The following is a 20,370-nucleotide window of genomic DNA, read 5'->3' as shown; positions in this document are numbered from 1 at the left end:
GGGCCGGGGAGGGGGGTCTCCCATTCTGGGAGATGGGTCAGTTCAGCTCAGTTCGATCCTGTAATCGTAATCCCGGCCGAGATCCCCGTCCAGCGTGAGGCTGACCTTCTTTGTCTCCCCTGAGGGGATGGAGATCACCGTCGATGCCTCATCCCGGACAAAACCTTTCTCCTTGTCGATCAATTTCATCGTCACGGTGACGTCGCCTTCGGCTCCATCGTTCTGTATCATCGCGTTCACGGTATATCCAAGCCCTTTGGAGAGACTGATATCCGGGACCATTGAGTCCTCCACGACCTTCGGGTTGGGACCGCCAAGCCCCATGCAACCGGCTGCCAGGACAAGCGCCGCAACCAGGCCGAGAATGAAGATTTGCCTGCTCATACGTAGAAATTGCCCGGAGGACCATATAATTGTGTATAATCCATCAGACTACATCTATCGGTTTAACATGGAATCCTCGAAAATGTCGAGGTGGTAGCAGAAATTTCCCTTTCCAGATGCCGTTCACGGGCTCACTACCCCCGGTACCGCGACCGGACCCGCTCCGGGAGGATGCTCTGCTGGAAGACCCACTCGAAGTAGCGGTCGGTCATCCCGGCGATGAAATCCCGCGCAATCTCCGCCGGCGCCGCGGCATCGACGTAGGGGCGGGATGCCCACGGGGCGTCGATCAGGTCAGGATAGACCGGCGAGTCCATCCGGGCGTTCTCGATATCCTCGAGGATGCGGTCGAAGAGGTAGCGGAACATGAACCGGATCTTCGTCTGGCTCTTGATAAGCCGTTCGTTGTTGTAGATGTGGCGCATGTTGAACTCCTTGAAGGCCGCGACAGAGGCCGACGCCTCCGCCGAGAACGAGATGCAGTCGGCATCGCAACTCCCGGAGACGATGTCGCGGATCAGGACGTCGAGCACTTTATGGTTGATATCGGAGAACGCTTCCCTGTTGCGTCCGGCGATACCGAAGAGGTGCATGCAGTTCCCGGGGAACTCCGCGAGGTCGTCATCGCCAATCACCTCGACCTCGAGGGCGTCCGCAAGGTCCCGGCCGAGGTAGGAGATGCTGTCGGCGATCCGCACCACGCACCCCTCGGCGGTGAGGGGGAGGGCGTCGGTCCCGTTCTCGATCTTTCGCAGTTTCTCCGCGAACGAGTCCCAGTTGGCCTCGCCCTCGACCACGAGGCTCTGGTCGTGGACCTCGCCGTTGTGGCAGAGGATCCCATCCAGCACCTGAAGCGTGAGGTCGCAGTCCTCGACGACGTCGAGGAACCGGACGCTCTGGACGTTGTGCCGGAACCCCCCGAGCCCGTGCTCGGCGCAGAGCTCGTCGAGGAACTTCTCCCCGAGGTGGCCGTAGGGCACGTGCCCGATGTCGTGGCCGAGGGCGATCGCCTCGATCAGGTCCTCGTTCAGGCCGAGGGCACGCCCGATCGTCCTTGCAATCTTCGAGACGAGCTGAACGTGGAGGACGCGGTGGGTGATGTGGTCGTTCTCGACGAGGTAGAAGACCTGGGTCTTGTCGATGTAGCGCGAGTAGGCCTTCGAGTGGACGATCCGGTCGGCGTCCCGGAAGAACGGCGGCCGGATGACCGGGTCCTCGGGTTTGCGGCCGGACCGCCTGAGGTAATCGGCGTTCCGGGTCGCCCGGGGCGAGAGGAGCGATTCGCGGTCGGCCATCCTCCGGGCCATCCGGTCGGCGATATGGGGCGGGATCTCCATGGTATCATCCAGTGAAGTGTTCTCGGCCGGGGAAGGGGATAGGGCTTTCTGTATCGGCCAGAGGGGCGCGGACCCGCGCAGGCTATATCCCGGACGCGCGTATCCATCCTGCATGCGTCCGGAAGTCATCATCCACAACAGCGTGAGCCTGGATCACGCGGTACGAGGCTTTGAGGTCGATCTCGGGTTGCACTACGGTGCGCTCCTGGCCTTCGAGGCGGGCGCGGTCCTCGCGGGTTCGGCTACGGCAAAGACCGGGATCGAGCTCTTCATGGATATCAACGAGCCTGAGACGGAGGCCGACCGGCACCGGCCCGAGGTCCGGCCGGACGATCCACGCCCCATCTTTATCCTCGTCGACAGCAGGGGCATACTCAAAGATCTGCTCCACTTCTACCGGAACATGGAGCACACGAAAGACGTCGTCGTCCTCGTCTCGGAGGCGACGCCGGTGGACTATCTCGACTACCTCCGCACGCGGGGTTACCCGTTCATCCGGTGCGGGAGCGAGAGGGTAGACCTCCAGGGGGCTCTCCGGGAACTCGGGGAACGGTTCGGGATCACGCGGGTGGTCTCGGACTCCGGCCCCGACTTAAACGACGTCCTGATCCGGGAAGGGATCGCGGACACGATCAGCCTGATCGTCTATCCAGTCATCGCCGGTGAAGGAGAGAAGAAACTCTTCGGCCGGGCCGGGGGGCGGACGACGCTCGAACTCCAGAAGGCCGTGCCGATGGAGCAGGGGACGGTGCATCTGGTCTACGCCGTGAAGAAGTGAGGGGTCGGCCTTCACTCCTTTCTCGCAGCGGCAAGACCGGCGAGGATTACCCCGAGGACGCAGATGAGCAGGCCGAGCGTCCCGGTGCCGAACCCCGTCGGCGCCGAGCCGATGAAGTAGTATGGTGCCGCCGAGAAATGCAGCACGAACGCGACGCCGAGGAGGGAGATGGCGATTGCCAGTGTGCCGGTGTCGTTTCCCATGGTTCTCGGAATAGACGTGGGCGAGGATCGGTTATCCGTTTTTTGGCTGTTTGCCGGTCGAGGTCGAACTCTGCCGGGCCCGGTGCGGCGGATAACCGTTTCCAGAACGATTCAGAGCAAACGGTGTTCCGAAACGTATATATCCGATTAATTGTTCTCTGTACATGACCAGACGATGTCAAAACACTGCCTGCTTCTTCCCGGCGGAGGTATCGATCCCACCGCTTGTTTACACAGTTTTTTCTCAGCAGGATTTGCCGTTACGCCTCTGTATACTGATTCCAGATAGAGTGCACCTGAAAGAATCAAAAACGTATTCGTCGACGATTAATTGCAACTGCGAGGAACTTCAATGAGCGGGAAAACCGTAGAAGACTGCATTAACGAGGTTAACAATTTAGCGGACAAGGCCGGTCTGTCCAGGGAGATCTGTGCGTACCAATATAGAAAATATAAATGGATCTCTACCAGCCTGTCATTAGCCATTCTGCTATTCTCGGCATCCATCGCGTTCTTGAGCATCGTAGATCCGGACATTCTGATTTCACTGTCGCTTCCCTTCCATGATCAGCAGGACACAAGAAACGTGATTGCGTTTCTCGGTTTCCTGATCTTCGTGATCTCATTCTCCGATAAGATACTGAACCTGACCGCGACCATGAACAGGAATGAGCAGGGGGTGAAGATCTTCACGGACTTCATACGGGACTGTCATACGTTTCGGGATGTGGGATCGAAGGACTGCGACGATATTTCGGCCGGCCTGAAGCTGGAGTCGATAAAGGAGCAGTACAGTTACCTCAACCAGGTGATGTCCTCCAATACGCTCTTCAGCAAGACGTTCCTGAAGGTTAAGAAATCGTATAAGATGAAGACGCGGGTGAGCCGGATGCTCGACGAGGAGCCCAATATCAGTATAAATAAGTACTACAGGATGAGGATCTGGGAGTGGTTGTTCTGAAAAGCTCGGTATGACGTGCAGAACGGCGAAGTTCTTATGACAGAGGTCATCCCAAAAAGATCTGTGAACCTTCGGTATACCCTAACTGGAGCCCTTAATTCTCAGGTATCCGCCATCTGAGCCACATCCTGAGCCAGGGGAATGAAACGGCTTCCCGTTAGATATCGCCACTCGGGGGAGGGTCCGGGAGGGGGACACTCCCTCCCGGTAACAGCGTTTTGGGACAACTTCATCATCAACTATCTTGAGGCATCATCTCACGGAGTCCTAGGTCAACCCATATCGTGACCGCGAACCGTGGTGAAAAAAGCGAATTTGGCGCCCGGTATGCGGGCTAATCTAGTTATGATTTAACAAAAACTATTGGTTTTGGCATGTTAGACGAGTTAATAACCCCACCCCCTATGCTGAATTATAGAATTTGTAACTCAAATCACCTTTAAACAGATGCGACCAAAACAGGAAATATGTCGCGCCATATGGTAGCAGGCTACCTCGGAACAGGGAGCGCCGCCTGATAGGCAAGCAGTACATAGCTATAGAACTGATTATGGCCTGATTTTGATAACAGAGATGGAGAAATTTAAAGAGTTTAAGCCATTCAAACAGGCCTCTGATGATGTTATCAATGCGCAACAAGATAATCAGGAGTTTAAACCGTTTTAGACCGATAAAAGTCTTAAAGGGACAACTAAAATTGAAAATGAAGAAGAGCCGCTGGAGGGATTCGAACCCCCGGCCTGCTGATTACGAATCAGCCGCTATACCACTAAGCCACAGCGGCAACTGCCTTACAACATTGTACGTCCGGAATTAAAAAGGTATCACCCGCCGGGGGGGGTCCGCCGGCCCGGCCCCGTTCAGGAGTACCCCCGGATGGTGACGTTGCTCTCCTGCTCTGCGGCGGCCCCGGGGGAGGTAATCTTCCCAAACTTCTGCTCGTAATCGGCGACGCTCTTCGTGAGCACCTCCACCAGGTTCTTCGCGTGCCGGGGACTGATCGAGACGATTGCCTTCCCTCGCGCCTGGTTCATGCCGGGGATCTCGTGCAGGAAGAGGAACGTGAACTCGTCCTCCTTGTAGGCGATCTGGATGCGGTTGGAGTAGACCGGGTCGAGATTGCCGGGGATGTTGACCGATATCTCGCGGTTTGCCATACCCATCTTCTATGACCCGCTCCGGCATAAGAGTTGGTCTTGGCCGGCTCGCCGCCGGTGCGGAGCATACCCCCTAAATAGCGGGAGAACGTACTTCCTCTCAAACGGAAACCCCACGCATGACCGACTACATCCCGGTATCCGGCGTCGTCGCCTGCCACACCTGCCCCCGGCGCTACTACTTCGAGCGCTCGGAGGAGCACCCGGAGTTGCCGCGCTACACCGTCTGCAAACAGGTCTCCATGCACCTCGGGGAGCTCCTGGAGGCCGATCAGATCTGGCAGGAGATCCTCTGCGTCCTCCCCGAAGCACCGGAGGACGTAGAAGAACTCTTCGAGGAGTGCATCACCGCCTGCCGCGAGACCGCCTGGCAGCGACCCGTCCAGACCGACCTCGCCGTCGAGTCCGACACCCTCGGCATCCGGGGGAGGATCGATAAGATCTTCGAGGACGGCACGTTCGCCATCGCCCGGTCGAGCCCCGCCCCGAAAGCCGGAGCCTACGGCACCGACCGGCTCCGGATCGCCTGCTACGTTGCCTGCCTCACCGAGACCCTGGGCAGCCCCGTCGCCGGCGGCTACGTCGAGTACGTCGCAAGCGGCGTCTGCCGCTACGTCGAACCGCAGCCCCGGGACCGGCGCGTGATGATCAGGGCGATCCGGGCGGCAAAACGGGTGGTCGCGGGCGAACTCCCGCCCCGCCCCCTCAGGGCGCCCTGCGAGGGGTGCCCGCACCTCGAACGGTGCACCGCCGGGCCGCGGCGGCTCTCCGACCTCTTCTAAACGCTCTCGAGCAGCGTCTTCGAGACGATGTACTCGCCCTGCGCCTCGCGGGTCGTCCCGACGATCAGCCACCGCTCGTCGCCGTGCTCCTCCACGACGCCCTTCGCCTCGACGACCTCCCCCGCGAGCGCCTGCCCCGAGTAGGTGTGGGTGAAGGAGAGAATCCGCGATATATCGTCGTGATCCACCGCGTAGACCGCCGGACTGTCGAAGGAGAGCGACGCATCGGTGACTGTCGCCTCGATCATCGTCCGGCCGAGAACCCTCCCTTTCCCGGCCGGGACCGCGTCCAGGTTATCGTAGGCGCGGGTGTAGAGGAGATCGAAGTAGGTCCCCTCGAACTCGCCGCGGTTCCACTTCCGCTGTTCGTGCAGGACGAAGGCGTCGAAGGATATCTCGGGCACCCTTTTATCGTAGACCTTCCGCCACATCGCGGTGCTCATCCCCGGGATCACTCCCGTCTCCACCAGGCGACGGAGCCGGCGCTGCGCGACGAACCAGGTCTCGCCGTAGACCACGAGATCGATATCCGATGCCTCGTTCTCGAGGCCGCAGAGGAGCGAGCCCGTGCACCCGAACGAGCCCGCCGGGAGGGAGAGGTGAGCGAGGAGCCGTGCCACCCGGGCATTCCGGGCCGCCACACCGGCGATCTCTTCCTCGGGCTTGTAGACCCGGACCACGTCGGAGCAGGGCACCCGGTGGACGTTGTCCAGGTAAGCGGGCCTGTGCTCCCGGATCCAGTCGAAAGACTCGACAAAATCGTATTTACGGTATCGCCGGCCGGCGCGGTTCGTCCGCTCCCCGTCCGCGTCGGGGACGTAACGGAGGATGCACCCGATGCGCCCGGCGTTGTCGTAGTTCGAGACCGCATAGAGGCAACCCTCACGGTCCTCGATGAAGTCACGGAGTCGTATGGCGTTCATGGTTACAGGGACTCCAGGAACGCTTCCACCGATTCCCATTCCGCGCCCTTGCGCAGGATGCGCCGGGTGGAGAGGTCCACCACCGTGCTCGGCGTCCCGCGGAGTTCCCCGCCGTCGACCAGGTAGTCATGGGGGACGGAGACCTCCTCGGGACGGGTCGGCGCGATATCGTCCGAGATGTTCGCGCTGGTCGAGGTGATGGGAGAATCAAGCCTTGAGATGATGGCAAGCGCGATCTCGTGGTCGGGCCACCGGACCCCAATAAGCCCGGTTCCGCCCGTGAGAATCTCCGGCAGGCAGGACTTCGCCGGGAGGACCACCGTCACCGGGCCGGGCAGGAACCGCTTGATGAACGCCCGGGCAGCATCGTCCACCACCGCGACGGCATCGAGCATCTCCATATCCGAGACCGCGACCGATATCGGTTTACTCACCGGCCGGTTCTTCGCCTCGTAGACACGCATCACCGCGTCCTCCGAGAGGGCGTCCGCCCCGAGGCCGTAGACCGTCTCGGTGGGGTAGACGACGAGCCCGTCGCGCGAGAGCACCCGGACGGCCATATCGATCGGGTCCATCAGAACTCCCGACCCCGCACGCGGTTGATATCGAAGACGGCCTTGCCGCTGACGTGCATCACAGCAAAGACCCCGGCCTGGATCGGGTCGGTCACGACCAGGTCGGCGTGTGCGGGAACGCTCCCGGCCATCTTGAGGGCGATCACCGGGATGCCCGCCGCCCGGACCCGATCCACCGCCCGCGAGACCTCGCCGCCCATCAGCGACCCGGCGAGCACCAGGATCGATGCCCGAGGAAGCCGCGCCACCGCGTCGACGGCGAGCGCCAGGTTCTGCTCCCCGACGAGCGGGATCGTGTCCACCGATATCCGCTCGCCGCGGATGTTGTGCCGGTCCGCCTCGTTCACGGCACCCATCGCCACCTGCGCCACCTGCGCGCCGCCGCCGATGATGATCACCCTCGACCCGAATATCCGGGAGAACGGCGGGTAGGTGGTGACGTCGACGACGGACGGCACCTTCGCCAGGTCGGCGACGAGCTCGGGACGGTTCCCGCACTCCTCGAACTCAAAGTAAAGGTAGGCCCTCCCGGTGTTCGGGCCGGTGGTGATGATCGACTGCTGGATCATCTGGATGTTTGCCCGGTAATCCGCCATCACCGTGGCCACGTCGCGAAGCACGCCGGCCCTGTTCTCGGTGATGATACTCAGGGCATACATTTCAGTATCGGTGATCATGACCCTCTCCGGCAGGATAGCGAAACGTCCTTCAATCGTTTCACGAACAGGGCATTTTTCGTCATATCCGCGCTAATGAATAGATTTTGGTCTCACAAGGGTTATAGGTTTTCGCCGACCCGCGGATCTCCCTCCTCCCTCGCTGCAAGAGCCGCCGCGAGGAGGCCGAGCGGGATATTGAGGAAGTAGAGAATCAGCCGCCAGAGGACGACGAAGAGGCCGAGGAGGTAAGTGGGCACGACCCGGCTGTACAGCGTGGCAGCGCCGAGTTCCGCGATCCCGGCCGCACCGGGGATGAGCGGGACGGCTGCGATCATCTGGAGGATGCCCTGGAAGAGGAACGACTCGGGAAAGGACGGCGGGAGATTGAGAGCGACGAGCAGCGCCGACGCCGTGGAGAAGAGGAAGACCCAGTCGATGATGCTCGCCAGGATCGCGCCGCCGAGTGCCCGGGGATCGGTTCTCACAAACCGGGAGGAACTCGCGGCAAAGAGCTCGGTCTCGCGGGCAATCCACTCAGCGAGTCTCTCCGCACCATCCGAGCCCGGACAGAACCGGAGCCAGCGACGGCTCCGGCCGCACCGGTCGAGCACCCGGACGGCAGCGCCGCCGATGACCCGGTTCGCAAGGGATGGGCGGCGGACCAGGACGACGAGCGCGAGCAGAAGAACGAGGACGAGGATGAGAAAGGCCGCCACCGGGTAGAGGACGGTCGCGGCGAGGTAACCCCAGAGGTGCCGGACGGCGAGAAGGGCTGTGAAGGTGAGGGAGGTAAAGACCGCGAGGTCGAGCACCCGCTCCGCGACGACGACGGTGGCGGCGTCCCCGACGGCGAGCCCGGCACGCGAGAGACGGTGGATCCGAACGGGTTCGCCGCCCACCTGACCGGGGGTGAGCGAGCCGGCGAAGAGCGAGAGGCTCTGGGTGACCGCGAGGCTCGATAACGGCACGGTGTAGCCGAGGCCGCGGCAGATGACGCCGATCCGCACCACCCGGCAGAAGATCGATCCTGCCCGGAGCGCGAAGGCAAGGAGAAGGGGGGCGATGCTGATCTCTCCGAGATAGGCCCGCGTCTCAGGGGTGAAGGTCGCCGCGAGCAGGCCTGCGAGGACTGCGCCGCTGACCAGAAGCGAGAGCGCGATCCAGAGGCGGCGCCTCATGTCCGCTCCCCTCCCGGCCGACCGCTCTCCTGGTTCGGCATCACGGCAGGTAGATGCCGTTCATCACGGTTACACCTTCCCCCGCATGAGAACGAGGTCCGTCTCTGCTGCACCGGCACGGAGGGGACGAAAAAGGGTATGCGCCCCCGGCAACTTTCCGGGGGGATGTGGGACGATCTGTCTGGCGTATTGGGGCACCCGGCGATTCATGCACGCCGGGTGTATATGGGATCTGGAGGGTGCGTGCGAAGAGGCGGGATCAGCGAGCGCGGATCTCCCGCGCCACCGTCCGGCCGAGTTCATATGCCCGGGCAACCTCATCGGCGTCCGGTCGGTAGTTCACGTGGAACCCGCCGTCGATCACCTCGAGCCCGGCCGCCTTCAGGGCTTCCTCCGCCTGAGCGACCGCTCCGCCCATGCCACCGTGGGACCCGAACGCGCACCCGATCTTCTTTGCGGTAAGGCGGCCGGGCGATAGGCCGCGGAGGTAACTGAGGAACCCCGCCACCGTGGGGAGAACCTCGTCCTGAAGCGTCGGCGACCCGACGATGACCGCCTTCGAGTCGAGCACCTCCGTGACGATGTCGCTACGGTGTGTCCCTTCGTAGCGCCCGTCCCGCAGCAGGCAGACCCGGACGTCGGCGCCTTCAGCCATGACACCCTCGGCGATCGCCTTCGCCATCATGGTGGTCGAGCCGTGCATGGTGTCGTAGACGATCGTGACCTTGTTCTTCGATACGCCCCGGCTCCAGTCGGTGTAGGCCTTGAGGATATCCCCGGCGTAGGACCGCCAGATGATGCCGTGGCTCGGCGCGATCATCCTGATATCGATCCCGAGCCCCCCGACCTCGTCGAGTTTCTTCAGGACCTTCGGCGCGAGAGGGATGATCAGGTTCGCAAAGAACTTCTGCGCGTGGGCAAGCGCTGCATCCTTTCCGAGCTGATCGTCGAACCGGGCGGCGCTTGCGAGATGCTGCCCGAAGGCGTCGTTCGGGAAGAGAATGGCATCCTCGGCGAGGTAGGTGAACATCGAGTCGGGCCAGTGGAGCATCGGCGCCTCAAGGAAGGTGAGCGTCTTTCCCCCGAGATCGAGGGTGTCGCCGGTCTTCACGACCTTGATCTTCCAGCCGCTGATATCGTAGTGGCGGGCAAGGCCGGCCTTCGCCCGTTCCGTGCAGTAGATCGGGACTTCGGGCATCTTCTTCACGAACGCGGGCAGAGTGCCGGAGTGGTCCATCTCGATGTGGTTCACGACGATGTAGTCGATCGTGCCGGGGTCGCAGACGGACCCGATGCGGCCGAGGACCTCTCCCTCGAACCCGTGGTAGGCGCCGTCGATGAGCGCCGTCTTCTCACCCCGGACGAGGTAGGCGTTGTAGGTCGTCCCGGGGAGGGTGTAGCCATGGTACTCCCGGAGATTCCAGTCGATAGCCCCGACCCAGTGGACGCCGGGGGCAAGTTCCGTAGCCATCATTGTCATCACACCTTGTTCGTACCAATACGAACGTTCCAATATATCCGAACAATTGATATATCATCCTTTCGATGTGTACCTATGGAACAGAGGGGGGCCGGCAGGGGGAAGGCAGGCAGGCCGAGGCCGGACCACGAGATAGATCTCTACTCGACACCGGGCGGGACGCGGGCGGTCGGGAACCCGGTGCGGCGTACGATCCTCGCCGCACTCAGGGAGCGCGAGCGTACCTTCGAAGAACTCGTCGTGCTCGCAGGGCGGGCGAAATCGACGATCTCGGTGCACCTCCAGGACCTCGCAGCAGCGGGCGTGATCGGGTCGCGGCCCGACCCGGAGGACTCCCGGAGGAAGATCTTCTCCCTCACCGGCGACCTCGTCGCAAGCGTCTCGCCCGAGGAGCGGGTGGCTGATGACCTTGCCGCCTATGCAGGGATGTACCGGCCCGGGTCCGGCGACCCCAATGCATTCTACCGGCTCGCGTTCCGGACGATCCGGGTGGCGCTCATGCAGGAGGGAGTCCTCCTCGACCCGCTCCTCACCCGGTCCGGAGAATGGCTGGGCGAGGAACTCTACCCGGCGGTTGCCGACCCGGATACGGGAGCGTTCTGCACGAATATCGCCCGGTTCTGGGAAGAGCACCGTCTGGGAAGGACCGAGGTCGCGGAGACGGAGCCGCTCGTCCTCCTCGTCTACGACTGCTTCGAATGCGTCGACCTGCCGGTGACGGGAAAGCCCGCGTGTGCGTTCGACTCGGGCATCCTCCGGGCGCTCTTCTCCCGCCACTACGGCCGGCAGGCAGAAGCGGTCGAGACCCGGTGTTACTCGATGGGGTCCGATCACTGCCGGTTCGAGATCGTCGTCGACGAATAAGAGCGTCGTCCAACCGGGAGAAAGACGAGAAAAAAACGGCATGCGATAGCCGGGAATCGAACCCGGGCTAGAGGCTTGGGAAGCCCCTGTCCTACCGCTAGACTACTATCGCACCTGGTACCAGTACACGTTGACCCGGGAGGAGATTAATCATTCGGCTCACCCGCAGCCACAGCAGGGTGGTAACGGGGCAGGGTGAGCATGAAGGCCGCTCCCTCCCCGGGACGACCGGAGACCCGGTCGCCGACGAGGATGCTCCCCCCGTAGCGGTCGACGAGCATCCAGACGATGTAGAGGCCGAGGCCCTTCCCGCTCTTCCTCGTCTCTCCGCGCTGGTAGCGCTCAAAGATGTGCGGTTTGAGGGCGTCGGGGATCCCCGGGCCGGTGTCCGCAACCGTCACCAGGACCGCATCCCCTTCCTCCCGGGCGCTGATGGTGATCTCCACGCCCGCCCCCCCGAACTTCGCGGCGTTGCCGATGAGGTTCGTGAAGACCTCGCCGATGAGGTCGTCGGCGAGAACCGTTGCATCCGGCCCCTCCCAGGTGATGCTGGTATCGACGTAGTAGTTGCGCATCCCCCGGATAACGGGATCAAGGCGCACCGGGCGAAGCGAGGCCGGTTCAATCTTCAGCTTTCGGATCGTGCTGACGTTCCTGATGATCTCGTTGCTCTGGTAGATGGCGGCAAACGACTTCCTGACGATATCACGGGGCGGTTCGCCTGTCGACTCGAGGGCCATCTGCAGGTAGCCCATCGCCGCGGTGTTTGCATTGTTGATATCGTGCATGAGGATATCCACGTAGAGGTTTGCCGCCTCGGTCGCGGCATTCGCCTCGCCGAGGTAACGGTTGGCGGACGCGAGCGCCGCCTCGATATCCTCGTGGAGCATCCCTTTCACGACCGCGTTGCCGAGCTCTTCACCGATTGCCGCAAGGATCAGGCGCTCGCTCTCCGGGATCGTCTCCCGTATCCTGCTCGCGGCAGTGATGCACCCCACCGGCCCGGCATCGCCCGGGATGGGGACCGCCGCAAACGACTGGATACCAGGATTGTCATGCCCCGGGTATCTCTCGCGGAACCGGTCGACGAATCGGGCCTCTCCGTCGACGAGCACATGCCGGTAGGGCGGTTCATCCCGCTGCACGCTGAGCGGGAAGTTCTCCGTACCCACAGAGGCACGCAGGCGCGCAAGATCGTCCCCCGGGTACATCAGGTGTACGGCACCGATATCGAGATTCAGCAACGCCAGAGCCTTTTCCAGCGTGGCTGGGAGGAGATCGTCAAGGCGATGGGACGCGGCGGCTGCGGCTATAACTTCGTTCGTGATGAAAAGACGCCGGTTTTCCTCCCGCATCTCCTTCTCCGCCCGACGCCGTTCGGTGATATCCCGGAGCGAGATAACCAGCCTTCCCGGGGCAGTTCCGTCCTGTGCGAAGTGGGTAATCGTGATCTCCGCGGGCCATTCGGGGCTGTCGAGCCTGTAGAACATGCACTCTCCAGAGACATGCGCCTCCCCGTGCAGGGCGCGTTCCTGGTAGGCTACCCAGGCCTCCCGATCCCTCTCGACAACCAGATCATACGGGTTTAGCCCAATCAGATCCTCCCGGCCCGCCCCACCGAAAAACCGAATCGCGGCCGCATTCACATCCACGATCACCCTGCCCGGATCGGTCAGAAGGATCCCGACATCGGTGGTGTCGAGGATGACCCGGAGCGTCTCCTCTGAACGGCGGAGGTGATTCTCCATCCGCTTCAGTTCCGCCGTTCCGGTGACCACCACACAGCCCTCCTGTTGATCGGGGAGAAGATTTGCCGAGAGGAGCACTGCAGATGACGTTCCATCCCGGGCAACGAGGTTACAGTCCAGGCCATCGAGCCTGCCCGCCTCAAGGGCTCCGGTGAGTCCGGTATACCCGGGCCAGATCGTGGGCACTTTAAGCGACAGACCCTCATTTTCCGAATACCCGAGCATCGCAGCGCATTGCTGGTTCATCTCCTCGACCTCTCCGGTCCGGGGCGAGAAGAGGAAGATGCCCGCCCCTGACGTCTCAAAGATCCCCCGGTACCGACTCTCGCGAACCTGCAGGCGGCTGGAGAGGTTCGATATGACGATAGCGACAATGAAGAAAATCATGATGCGGAGCAGGGCGTTTGCGATCTCTATCCCATTGCCCGGGGAGAAGAACAACACCTCCGCAAAGTAGCCGGCAGCGAGCACGCCGACAAACACAACGGCCCGCTTCGGATACTGGTAGGCCACAAGAATAATCGGGATGTAGAAGAGGTGCGGGACGATGATGAAGAATCCGATGGAGAAACAGTACAGTGCGGCGCTCAGGGCAACCAGAGCAGAGATGATGATGCTGGCGTCAAGAAGACGCTTTTTTGTGAACGCACGAGGGGGACGAGATCCCGGGGATCCTCCTTGCATAGAACAAATGCTACCGTGGGTATAATAAACATTCTCAAATTATTCCTCACCGGAAAACACCGGATCAGGGTTTTCCGGTATAACGAACTTCTTTTCCCGGATCTCTAGAAATCTCGTGAAAATGCGGCACGATCGATGACAGCTGTATCCGGGTACCGGGACGGCAACCTCAAAACGAGGAGGGACCGGGATATGAGTGGGGTGGAGCCCGACGGGGTGGGCATCATTGAGTCAGGAGGGGTGCGATCCTGCAGGTTCCGTTCCGGGGCGGGACACCTCCGATACCCTTAAGATTCTTCCCGGAGAATATGATGCAGCACGATCACGTGCTGGCTGTGGTAAGTCCGACGTGCTCCCGGAAGCACTGCCCGCAAGGGCTCGGGATTACAGAGATTAGTCAGTAAAAGGACTCTTTTCTGGACTTAACATAGTATATCTATCGGAGGTGCATGAATGGCAAGAATGTACGCTCGGCGTCGCGGAACCAGCAGTTCCGTCCGGCCCTACCGTAAGGAGGCACCCGAGTGGTCCAACACGGACAAAGCAGAGATCGAGAAGATCATCGTCGATCTCCGTAAAGACGGCATGTCGACCAGCCAGATCGGCCTTGTGCTGCGGGACCGGTACGCCGTACCCGACGTCAAGCTCGCTACCGGCAAGCGCATAAACGAGATCCTTCGCGAGAAGGGGCTTGAATCCGAGATCCCCGAGGATCTCCGGAACCTGATGCAGAAAGCGCTCGGGATCAGGAAACACCTGGTGGAGAACAAGAAAGACGTGCACAACGTGCGGCAGCTGCAGATCGCCGAGTCCAAGGTGCGCAGACTGGTCAAGTACTACGTCAAGTCCGGACGGATGCCGGAAGGCTGGACATACAAACCGGAGACCGCGGAGATCCTGCTCACCCGCTGATGATCCATGTCGCTTGACGCCGCTGCTGCAAGCCTGGCCGACCGCCTGCTCAAGCAGGAGTTCGTGGAGGTGCTGGCGCACCACGATGCCGACGGTATAGCCGCCGCATCCATCCTCTGCCACGCCATGTTCCGCAAGGGCGGACGGTTCCGGCTGAGGATCCGCCCCGGCATCACCACGGCCGACCTCCCCGGCGACGGCAGCGTGCTTCTCTGCGACTTCGGATCGGCACTCACGGACCTCCCCGGCGACGTCATGGTGGTGGACCACCACCTGCCCCGCTTCGAGGGAGACTATCACGTCAACCCGCACCTCGCCGGGATCGACGGCGACCGGAACCTCTCGGCGGCCGGAACAGCCTACATCGTCGCCCAGCATATGGGAGACAACCGGGATCTCGTGGGGCTCGCGCTCCTCGGTATCATCGGGGACGGCCAGCCGCTCGACGGCCCGAACCGAGAGATCGTGAACGACGGCATCGCGAACGGGTTCATAACCCCCCGCCGCGGCCTCCGCCTCCCGGGACGAGGGCTCGTCGAGCAGCTCGCGCTCGCCGTCGACCCCTACCTCACGGGGTTCTCGGGAGTTCCCGACGCGGCGAGGGCGCTCGTCGCGGAAGTCACCGACGAGGACGACCTGGACACCGAGTCGCTCCTCACCCGGGTCGTCCTCACGGCCGCCCCGAACGCCTCGGTCTCCGCGCTCTCGGGGATCTGGGGTACCACCTACAGCCTCGGCCGCGAGGTGATCGACGAGGCCCTGAATCTCGCCACCGTCGTCGATGCCTGCGGCAAGGCCGGGAACGGGGATATCGGCGCATCGCTCTGTCTCCGCTCGAGCCACGCAGTCCAGGACGCCTGGGAGATAACCGCCCGCTACCGGCAGGCGGTCGTCGCCGGCATCCAGGGGGCGCGCCGTCTCGACGAGCGCGTCGCCCTCTTCAGCGTGGACGACGGGGGAGTCGCGAGCGACGTCGCGGACGCGCTTGCAAACGACCTCGTCCAGAACGGCCCCGTCTTCGTCATCGGCATGAGCGGCGACCACTGTTCCGTCTCGGCACGCTGCCCGCCGGGGATCGACCTCGACCTCGACGCGGTGATGCGAACGGTCGCGGAAGCGTGCGGCGGCCGGGGCGGCGGACACCGCCGTCGTGCCGGCGGCCGGATCGCCGTCGACCAGGTCGACCGGTTCAGGCAGACGCTCCTGGAGGCGGTTCCCGCATGATCCGGATCGAGGGCGCCATCGAGACGCCGCACGGCCACCCCGAATGCGTGGCCGCGGCACTCGAACCCGACAACCTCACCCTGATCCGGACAACCGCGACCGAGGGCGGGGTGCGGGCCGAGATCGAGGGGACCAGGCTCCGGTCGATCACCGCGTCGGTGGACGACTACCTCATGAACCTGGCGATAGCGGAGGACGTATGCACCGCCGCCTCAGAACGGCGGGAGAGCGAGAGAGGGAGCTCCGGAGTGGAATCAGGATCAAACGGATAAAAAAGCGATAATAACAGAGAGAAGTGATACCATGGCAAAGAAGAAACAGGTTGGAAGAAGGCTCGAGGGCTGGAAGGCCAAGAAGTGGTACCGTGTCTACGTACCCGATGCCTTCGGCAAGACCGAGATCGGCGACGCCATCTCCGCCGACCCCGAGAACATGGTCGGCCGCGTCATGACCGCGACGCTCGGCGAAGTCGTGCAGGACTACTCGAAGTCCCACATCAAGATGAGATTCAAGATCAACAACGTGGCCGGCGACGCCGCGTACACCGAGTTCGTCGGGCACGAAGTGACCCGGGACTACCTCCGGTCGATGGTCAAGCGGCGGGCATCCCGCATCGACACCATCCACCCGGTTGTCAGCAAGGACAAGAAACTCCTGCGGGTGACGGTCGTCTGTCTCACCCTATCGAGGGCCGAGCAGAGCCAGGTCCACGCCGTGCGGCAGGCGATCTCCCAGGCTCTCGCCGCCAAGGCAGCCGAAAGCGACTTCGAGACCCTGGTCAAGGAGATCGTCTCCGGCGACATGGCCCGGGACATCTTCAAGGTCGTCAAGACGATCTACCCGATCCGCCGGGTCGAGATCACCAAGTCCAAACTCGAGCAGGTTGCAGCCGTATAAGGCTCAACTGCTCGCTTTTTTTAAAACCTCCGTGCCTTTCGCGCCCCATCAAACACCGGAGGGGAACGGCACGAAGGGTATATGCCCTATGACGGGGTATACCTCCGCCGGAATACAAGAGAGGTGACGGCGATGGCGGCAGAAGGGCAGCAGGTGAAGGTCCGGCGGATCAGCGGGGTCTCGCTCGATCACCGGGACTTCGATGAACGAGAGATGGTGACACGGGGGATCGTCATGAGGATGATCGTCCGGTTCCGCCGGGAATGGGACGAACTCAGGGAGAAGGAGAGCGGCAACGCCCTGGTCCTCTCCTCGAACGCGATGCTTGAGCGGTGCTCGCACCAGATCTACAACACCGCATGCGAGATGAGAACCGTCCTCGGCGAAGAACTCGCCGGAGAACTCCGGTGCCTCGCGGCCGAGACGATCAAGACGGCCAACATCCTCATCATGCTCGGGTGCGCCGAGGAGTGCCGCGAGAGGAGCGAGACCCTCGCGACGGAGGCGTTTCTCCGGATCGAGCGGTGCCTGGCACTCGTCCAGAAGGGGACGGGCTGCCCGGCAACCCGGGACACCACCGCTCACCGGGAAGAATAATCAGGTTCTGGATCGCATCTGTTCTCGATGATTGCTGAGAAGGTTCTCTTCCTGGTACTGGACGGGATCTCCGACCGCCCCTGTGAAGCGCTGGGTGGATTGACCCCGCTTGCCGCTGCACGGACTCCGGTTCTTGATCGGATCGTCGCTGAAGGCATATCCGGGATCATGGATACCGTCGCGCCCGGGATACGGCCCGGGTCCGACACCTCCCACCTCGCCCTGCTCGGCTACCCGCCGCGGGAGTTCTACACCGGCCGCGGCCCGCTCGAAGCCGAAGGAACCGGCATCCACATGACCGCCGGGATGATCGGGTTCCGGTGCAACTTCGCCACCGTGGACGCGGCCGGCCTCGTCACCGACCGCCGGGCCGGCCGGATCTCCGGGACGGAACCGCTTGCAGAGGCCGTCCGGGACGGCGTCGACCTCTCGGAACTCGGCGTCGGGTTCAGGTTCGAGGCGGGCGCCGGCCACCGGGCGGCTCTCGCCCTCGTCGGGGAGGGGCTCGGCGATAAGGTCTCCTCGAACGATCCGAAGAAGGAGGGGGTGCGACCGCTCACGGTCCGGCCGTGCACCGCCGACCCGGCGGATGCAAAGACCGCCGCTGCCTGCAACGAGTTCATCCGCCAGTCCGGCGAGATACTCCAGAACCACCCGTTGAACGTCCGGCGGGTGAAGGAAGGGCTCCCGCCGGGAAATCTCCTCCTTATCCGGGGAGCCGGGAACATGGGCTCGTTTCCGCAGTTCTCCGAGCGCTACGGGATCTCCGGGAGCGTCATCTCGGCGGCCACCCTCATCTCCGGGATCGGGAAGGCCGTGGGGCTCGAACACATCCCGGTGCCGGGGACGACCGGATCGGTCGACTCCGATCTCGATGCCAAGGTGAGGGCGGCGATAGGGGAACTCGGCCGAAAGGACTTCGTGCTGATGAACATCAAGGGCGCAGACGAGGCCGGCCACGACGGCAAAGGGATCCAGAAACGCGACTTCATCGAGGTGATCGATAAGGCTCTCGCGCCGCTGCTCGATCTCGAGAGCACCCTGATCGTCGTCTGCGCCGACCACAGCACGCCCTGCTCGGTCAAAGACCACAGCGCCGACCCGGTCCCCGTCGTCATCAGGGGCCCCGGCGTCCGGGTCGACCGGACGAACCGGTTCGACGAGGTCTCGTGCGCGGAGGGGGGGCTGCACCGTATCCGCGGCCGCGACCTCATGCCGATCATCCTGGATCTAATTAATAAGAGTCATAAGTATGGCGCATGAAGATTATACCAGGTAAATGGAATCAACAGGAGATCACGACTGGATCAAGGGCTGCACCCTCCCGGACAACACCGAGCTCCAGGAGAGGACGCTCAAGACCGAGCAGGACATCGTCATCGGCGAACGGTGCCGGATCGATTACGGCCTCCTCGGTAACGACGTCGTGGTCTGTGAATTCAGCAAGATCAACGGCAACATCGTTGCGAATGGCGACGCCAGAATAGACAACTGGTGCGAGATCGCCGGGGACGTCGTCGTCGAGGAGGACGCCTACCTCGGCGAAGGGGTGAGGATCCTGGGCAAACTGGTCGTCAAGGGCGACCTCGATATCGGCGACAACGTCCAGATAGAGCGCGGGTTCGAGGCGAAAGGCTGGATCTCCATACGGAACCCGATGCCGGTCATCATCTACATCATGATGTACCTGGTGGCCGTCCTCGGGATCGAGAAGGAAGAAGAACTAAACTCCGTCCTCGAAAAACTCTTCGGCGATGACGAGACTCCCTATGCCACGCCGCTGATGATCCCGTCCGGCGCCGTCCTCAACATGCAGACGTTCTCCGTCCCGGAGAAGATGGCCGTCGGGGCGGGGTGCCGCCTGCACGGGAACATCCGTGCCGGCTCGATCGCCGTCCGGGAGGGGACGACGGTCTTCGGGAGCCTCCATGCGCGCGAAGATGCGAGTGTCGCGAGTGGTACGGTCGTCCACGGCGACGTCCAGAGCGACGGCGACGTGACGATCGAGCAGGAGGCGCATATCCTCGGGAACGTCTCCTGCAAACGCCTCACCCTGCACGAGGACGCGCGCGTGGACGGGGTCATCCGGGCGCCGGGCGGCATGAAGATCGAGAGGCGAGCGGCATGAAGATTGCAGAGATCCTCGATGTCGAAGGATGTCGGCTGGTCGAACCGTCGTTTGCGGAACTGACGGCAGACGCATGCACGATCCTGCTGCTCCAGGCTACACCCGACGAGGCCCGGCTGCTGGTCGACGAGGAGGAGGAGCCGATTGCTCTCGCCCTCCACGACGAGGAGGGGTGGCACGCCGCCTCGTTCCTCTTCCGGGAGCCGACGCTCGCCGCCATCAAGTGCTTCGAGGCGGTCGGCGGCGACATCTACCAGGAGAGCCGGGAGGGATGGCTCTCGGCGGTCCGCGAGTATTATAGTGCGGAACTCTCGAAGACCACCTTCCCCGCCCTCGAAGACCTGCGCCCCGATCGCCAGGGGAAGATCCGCGACCTCCTCGACGAGGTCTGGGGCGACCGTGCGGGAACTCCCTGCCTCGACTGCTGCTGCGGGTCGGGGGTCGGCACCGCGGCCCTCCGGGCGGGAGGGGTGCGGGCGCTCGCCTACGACAACGACCCCGCGCTCCTCGCGCTCGGCCTCTCGAAAGGACGCCTCGCCCCCCCCGACACCATGTGCATCGACGCGCGGGAAGCGTCCCGCTACGTTGCTCCGGTGCCCCTCGGCACGGCCTTCATGGTCGGGGAGATCTACTCCTACAATACGGCCCTCTGGAGAGCGATCGTCGCGAACCTCCTCGCCCTCACCGATGAGACGCTGATCACCGTCGGCACAGATGAGGAGGCGGCAAGGGTGGAGGAGTGGTGCACGCGGGAGGGGAGAACGACCGAGGTCTTCGAGAACCGCCGCGATCCGCTCTACGACCGGTGGTGCTGCGTCGCGCAACGGAGATGATTGCGGCCCAATATATATGCCGCAGTGTCGCCAACTTTTTTCCCCGCAACTGTAGAACAGACCAAC

General features: G+C 62.7%; 22 protein-coding genes and 2 tRNA genes. 12 read left to right on the top strand and 12 right to left on the bottom strand.

Features of this window, described 5'->3' with window-relative positions:
• Positions 1-42: 42 nt before the first annotated feature.
• Together FKB36_RS02175 and FKB36_RS02170 are read right to left on the bottom strand one after the other, a co-directional pair.
• On the bottom strand, positions 43-384 hold the full coding sequence (locus FKB36_RS02175; protein WP_261596383.1) for a DUF7490 domain-containing protein: 342 nt from the start codon (positions 382-384) through the stop codon (positions 43-45).
• 134 nt (positions 385-518) lie between these two features.
• A complete protein-coding gene (locus FKB36_RS02170) occupies positions 519-1,721 on the bottom strand; it encodes a deoxyguanosinetriphosphate triphosphohydrolase family protein (protein WP_261596382.1) in 1,203 nt (400 codons plus the stop codon).
• Between the two features lie 112 nt (positions 1,722-1,833).
• On the opposite strand from FKB36_RS02170, the gene FKB36_RS02165 reads away from it, so the two are divergent.
• Positions 1,834-2,499: a dihydrofolate reductase family protein gene (locus FKB36_RS02165; protein WP_261596381.1), complete on the top strand. Its 666-nt coding sequence runs from the start codon at positions 1,834-1,836 to the stop codon at positions 2,497-2,499.
• Positions 2,500-2,510: 11 nt separating this feature from the next.
• On the opposite strand, the gene FKB36_RS02160 is transcribed toward FKB36_RS02165, so the two are convergent.
• On the bottom strand, positions 2,511-2,702 hold the full coding sequence (locus FKB36_RS02160) for a hypothetical protein (RefSeq protein ID WP_261596380.1): 192 nt from the start codon (positions 2,700-2,702) through the stop codon (positions 2,511-2,513).
• 352 nt (positions 2,703-3,054) lie between these two features.
• Between FKB36_RS02160 and FKB36_RS02155 the strand changes: the two genes are divergently transcribed.
• Entirely contained in the window at positions 3,055-3,663 is a 609-nt protein-coding gene (locus tag FKB36_RS02155) for a hypothetical protein (protein WP_261596379.1), read from the top strand.
• Positions 3,664-4,375: 712 nt separating this feature from the next.
• On the opposite strand, the gene FKB36_RS02150 is transcribed toward FKB36_RS02155, so the two are convergent.
• Positions 4,376-4,447, bottom strand: a tRNA-Thr gene (locus FKB36_RS02150).
• A gap of 76 nt (positions 4,448-4,523) precedes the next feature.
• A complete protein-coding gene (locus FKB36_RS02145; RefSeq protein ID WP_261596378.1) occupies positions 4,524-4,820 on the bottom strand; it encodes a DUF3467 domain-containing protein in 297 nt (98 codons plus the stop codon).
• 119 nt (positions 4,821-4,939) lie between these two features.
• Between FKB36_RS02145 and FKB36_RS02140 the strand changes: the two genes are divergently transcribed.
• Entirely contained in the window at positions 4,940-5,602 is a 663-nt protein-coding gene (locus FKB36_RS02140) for a CRISPR-associated protein Cas4 (protein ID WP_261596377.1), read from the top strand.
• Here the strand turns inward: FKB36_RS02140 and FKB36_RS02135 are convergent.
• The 5 genes from FKB36_RS02135 to FKB36_RS02115 form a co-directional block, all read right to left on the bottom strand.
• The gene (locus FKB36_RS02135) at positions 5,599-6,525 is read right to left on the bottom strand and encodes a DNA polymerase subunit beta (RefSeq protein ID WP_261596376.1); all 927 of its coding nucleotides are present in this window, start codon (positions 6,523-6,525) and stop codon (positions 5,599-5,601) included. The genes FKB36_RS02140 and FKB36_RS02135 overlap by 4 nt on opposite strands.
• Before the next feature lie 2 nt (positions 6,526-6,527).
• The gene (locus FKB36_RS02130) at positions 6,528-7,100 is read right to left on the bottom strand and encodes an L-threonylcarbamoyladenylate synthase (protein WP_261596375.1); all 573 of its coding nucleotides are present in this window, start codon (positions 7,098-7,100) and stop codon (positions 6,528-6,530) included.
• Positions 7,100-7,777, bottom strand: a complete 678-nt coding sequence (locus FKB36_RS02125; RefSeq protein ID WP_261596374.1) for a DUF5612 domain-containing protein — start codon at positions 7,775-7,777, stop codon at positions 7,100-7,102. Before FKB36_RS02125 ends, FKB36_RS02130 begins: the two co-directional genes overlap by 1 nt.
• A gap of 101 nt (positions 7,778-7,878) precedes the next feature.
• A complete protein-coding gene (locus FKB36_RS02120; protein ID WP_261596373.1) occupies positions 7,879-8,937 on the bottom strand; it encodes a lysylphosphatidylglycerol synthase transmembrane domain-containing protein in 1,059 nt (352 codons plus the stop codon).
• Between the two features lie 259 nt (positions 8,938-9,196).
• Positions 9,197-10,411, bottom strand: a complete 1,215-nt coding sequence (locus FKB36_RS02115; RefSeq protein ID WP_261596372.1) for an FprA family A-type flavoprotein — start codon at positions 10,409-10,411, stop codon at positions 9,197-9,199.
• 81 nt (positions 10,412-10,492) lie between these two features.
• Here FKB36_RS02115 and FKB36_RS02110 point away from each other — a divergent pair, with 81 nt between their 5' ends.
• A complete protein-coding gene (locus tag FKB36_RS02110) occupies positions 10,493-11,281 on the top strand; it encodes a V4R domain-containing protein (RefSeq protein WP_261596371.1) in 789 nt (262 codons plus the stop codon).
• Positions 11,282-11,322: 41 nt separating this feature from the next.
• On the opposite strand, the gene FKB36_RS02105 is transcribed toward FKB36_RS02110, so the two are convergent.
• Together FKB36_RS02105 and FKB36_RS02100 are read right to left on the bottom strand one after the other, a co-directional pair.
• Positions 11,323-11,393 (bottom strand) — tRNA-Gly (locus FKB36_RS02105).
• 34 nt (positions 11,394-11,427) lie between these two features.
• The gene (locus FKB36_RS02100; RefSeq protein WP_261596370.1) at positions 11,428-13,713 is read right to left on the bottom strand and encodes a PAS domain S-box protein; all 2,286 of its coding nucleotides are present in this window, start codon (positions 13,711-13,713) and stop codon (positions 11,428-11,430) included.
• A 453-nt stretch (positions 13,714-14,166) separates the two neighbouring features.
• Here FKB36_RS02100 and FKB36_RS02095 point away from each other — a divergent pair, with 453 nt between their 5' ends.
• From FKB36_RS02095 to FKB36_RS02060, 8 genes are all read left to right on the top strand, one after another.
• A complete protein-coding gene (locus FKB36_RS02095) occupies positions 14,167-14,625 on the top strand; it encodes a 30S ribosomal protein S15 (RefSeq protein ID WP_261596369.1) in 459 nt (152 codons plus the stop codon).
• Positions 14,626-14,631: 6 nt separating this feature from the next.
• A complete protein-coding gene (locus tag FKB36_RS02090) occupies positions 14,632-15,849 on the top strand; it encodes a DHHA1 domain-containing protein (RefSeq protein WP_261596368.1) in 1,218 nt (405 codons plus the stop codon).
• Positions 15,846-16,121: a KEOPS complex subunit Pcc1 gene (locus tag FKB36_RS02085; protein ID WP_261596367.1), complete on the top strand. Its 276-nt coding sequence runs from the start codon at positions 15,846-15,848 to the stop codon at positions 16,119-16,121. The genes FKB36_RS02090 and FKB36_RS02085 overlap by 4 nt, the downstream gene beginning before the upstream one ends.
• Before the next feature lie 31 nt (positions 16,122-16,152).
• On the top strand, positions 16,153-16,746 hold the full coding sequence (locus tag FKB36_RS02080) for a 30S ribosomal protein S3ae (RefSeq protein WP_261596366.1): 594 nt from the start codon (positions 16,153-16,155) through the stop codon (positions 16,744-16,746).
• A gap of 132 nt (positions 16,747-16,878) precedes the next feature.
• Positions 16,879-17,343 carry a hypothetical protein gene (locus FKB36_RS02075; RefSeq protein ID WP_261596365.1) on the top strand — a complete coding sequence of 155 codons (465 nt, stop codon included), beginning with the start codon at positions 16,879-16,881 and terminating at the stop codon, positions 17,341-17,343.
• Positions 17,344-17,370: 27 nt separating this feature from the next.
• On the top strand, positions 17,371-18,606 hold the full coding sequence (locus tag FKB36_RS02070) for a 2,3-bisphosphoglycerate-independent phosphoglycerate mutase (protein WP_261596364.1): 1,236 nt from the start codon (positions 17,371-17,373) through the stop codon (positions 18,604-18,606).
• A 16-nt stretch (positions 18,607-18,622) separates the two neighbouring features.
• Complete coding sequence (locus tag FKB36_RS02065; protein WP_261596363.1) at positions 18,623-19,471, top strand: polymer-forming cytoskeletal protein; 849 nt, start codon at positions 18,623-18,625, stop codon at positions 19,469-19,471.
• A complete protein-coding gene (locus FKB36_RS02060; RefSeq protein ID WP_261596362.1) occupies positions 19,468-20,304 on the top strand; it encodes a hypothetical protein in 837 nt (278 codons plus the stop codon). Before FKB36_RS02065 ends, FKB36_RS02060 begins: the two co-directional genes overlap by 4 nt.
• Positions 20,305-20,370: the final 66 nt, after the last annotated feature.

Origin of the sequence: Methanoculleus formosensis (assembly GCF_025384765.1) — an archaeon.
In the GTDB taxonomy this organism is placed as follows: domain Archaea; phylum Halobacteriota; class Methanomicrobia; order Methanomicrobiales; family Methanoculleaceae; genus Methanoculleus; species Methanoculleus formosensis.
Note: the sequence above shows the minus strand (reverse complement) of the source record. Positions and strands in the feature narration are given on the sequence as shown.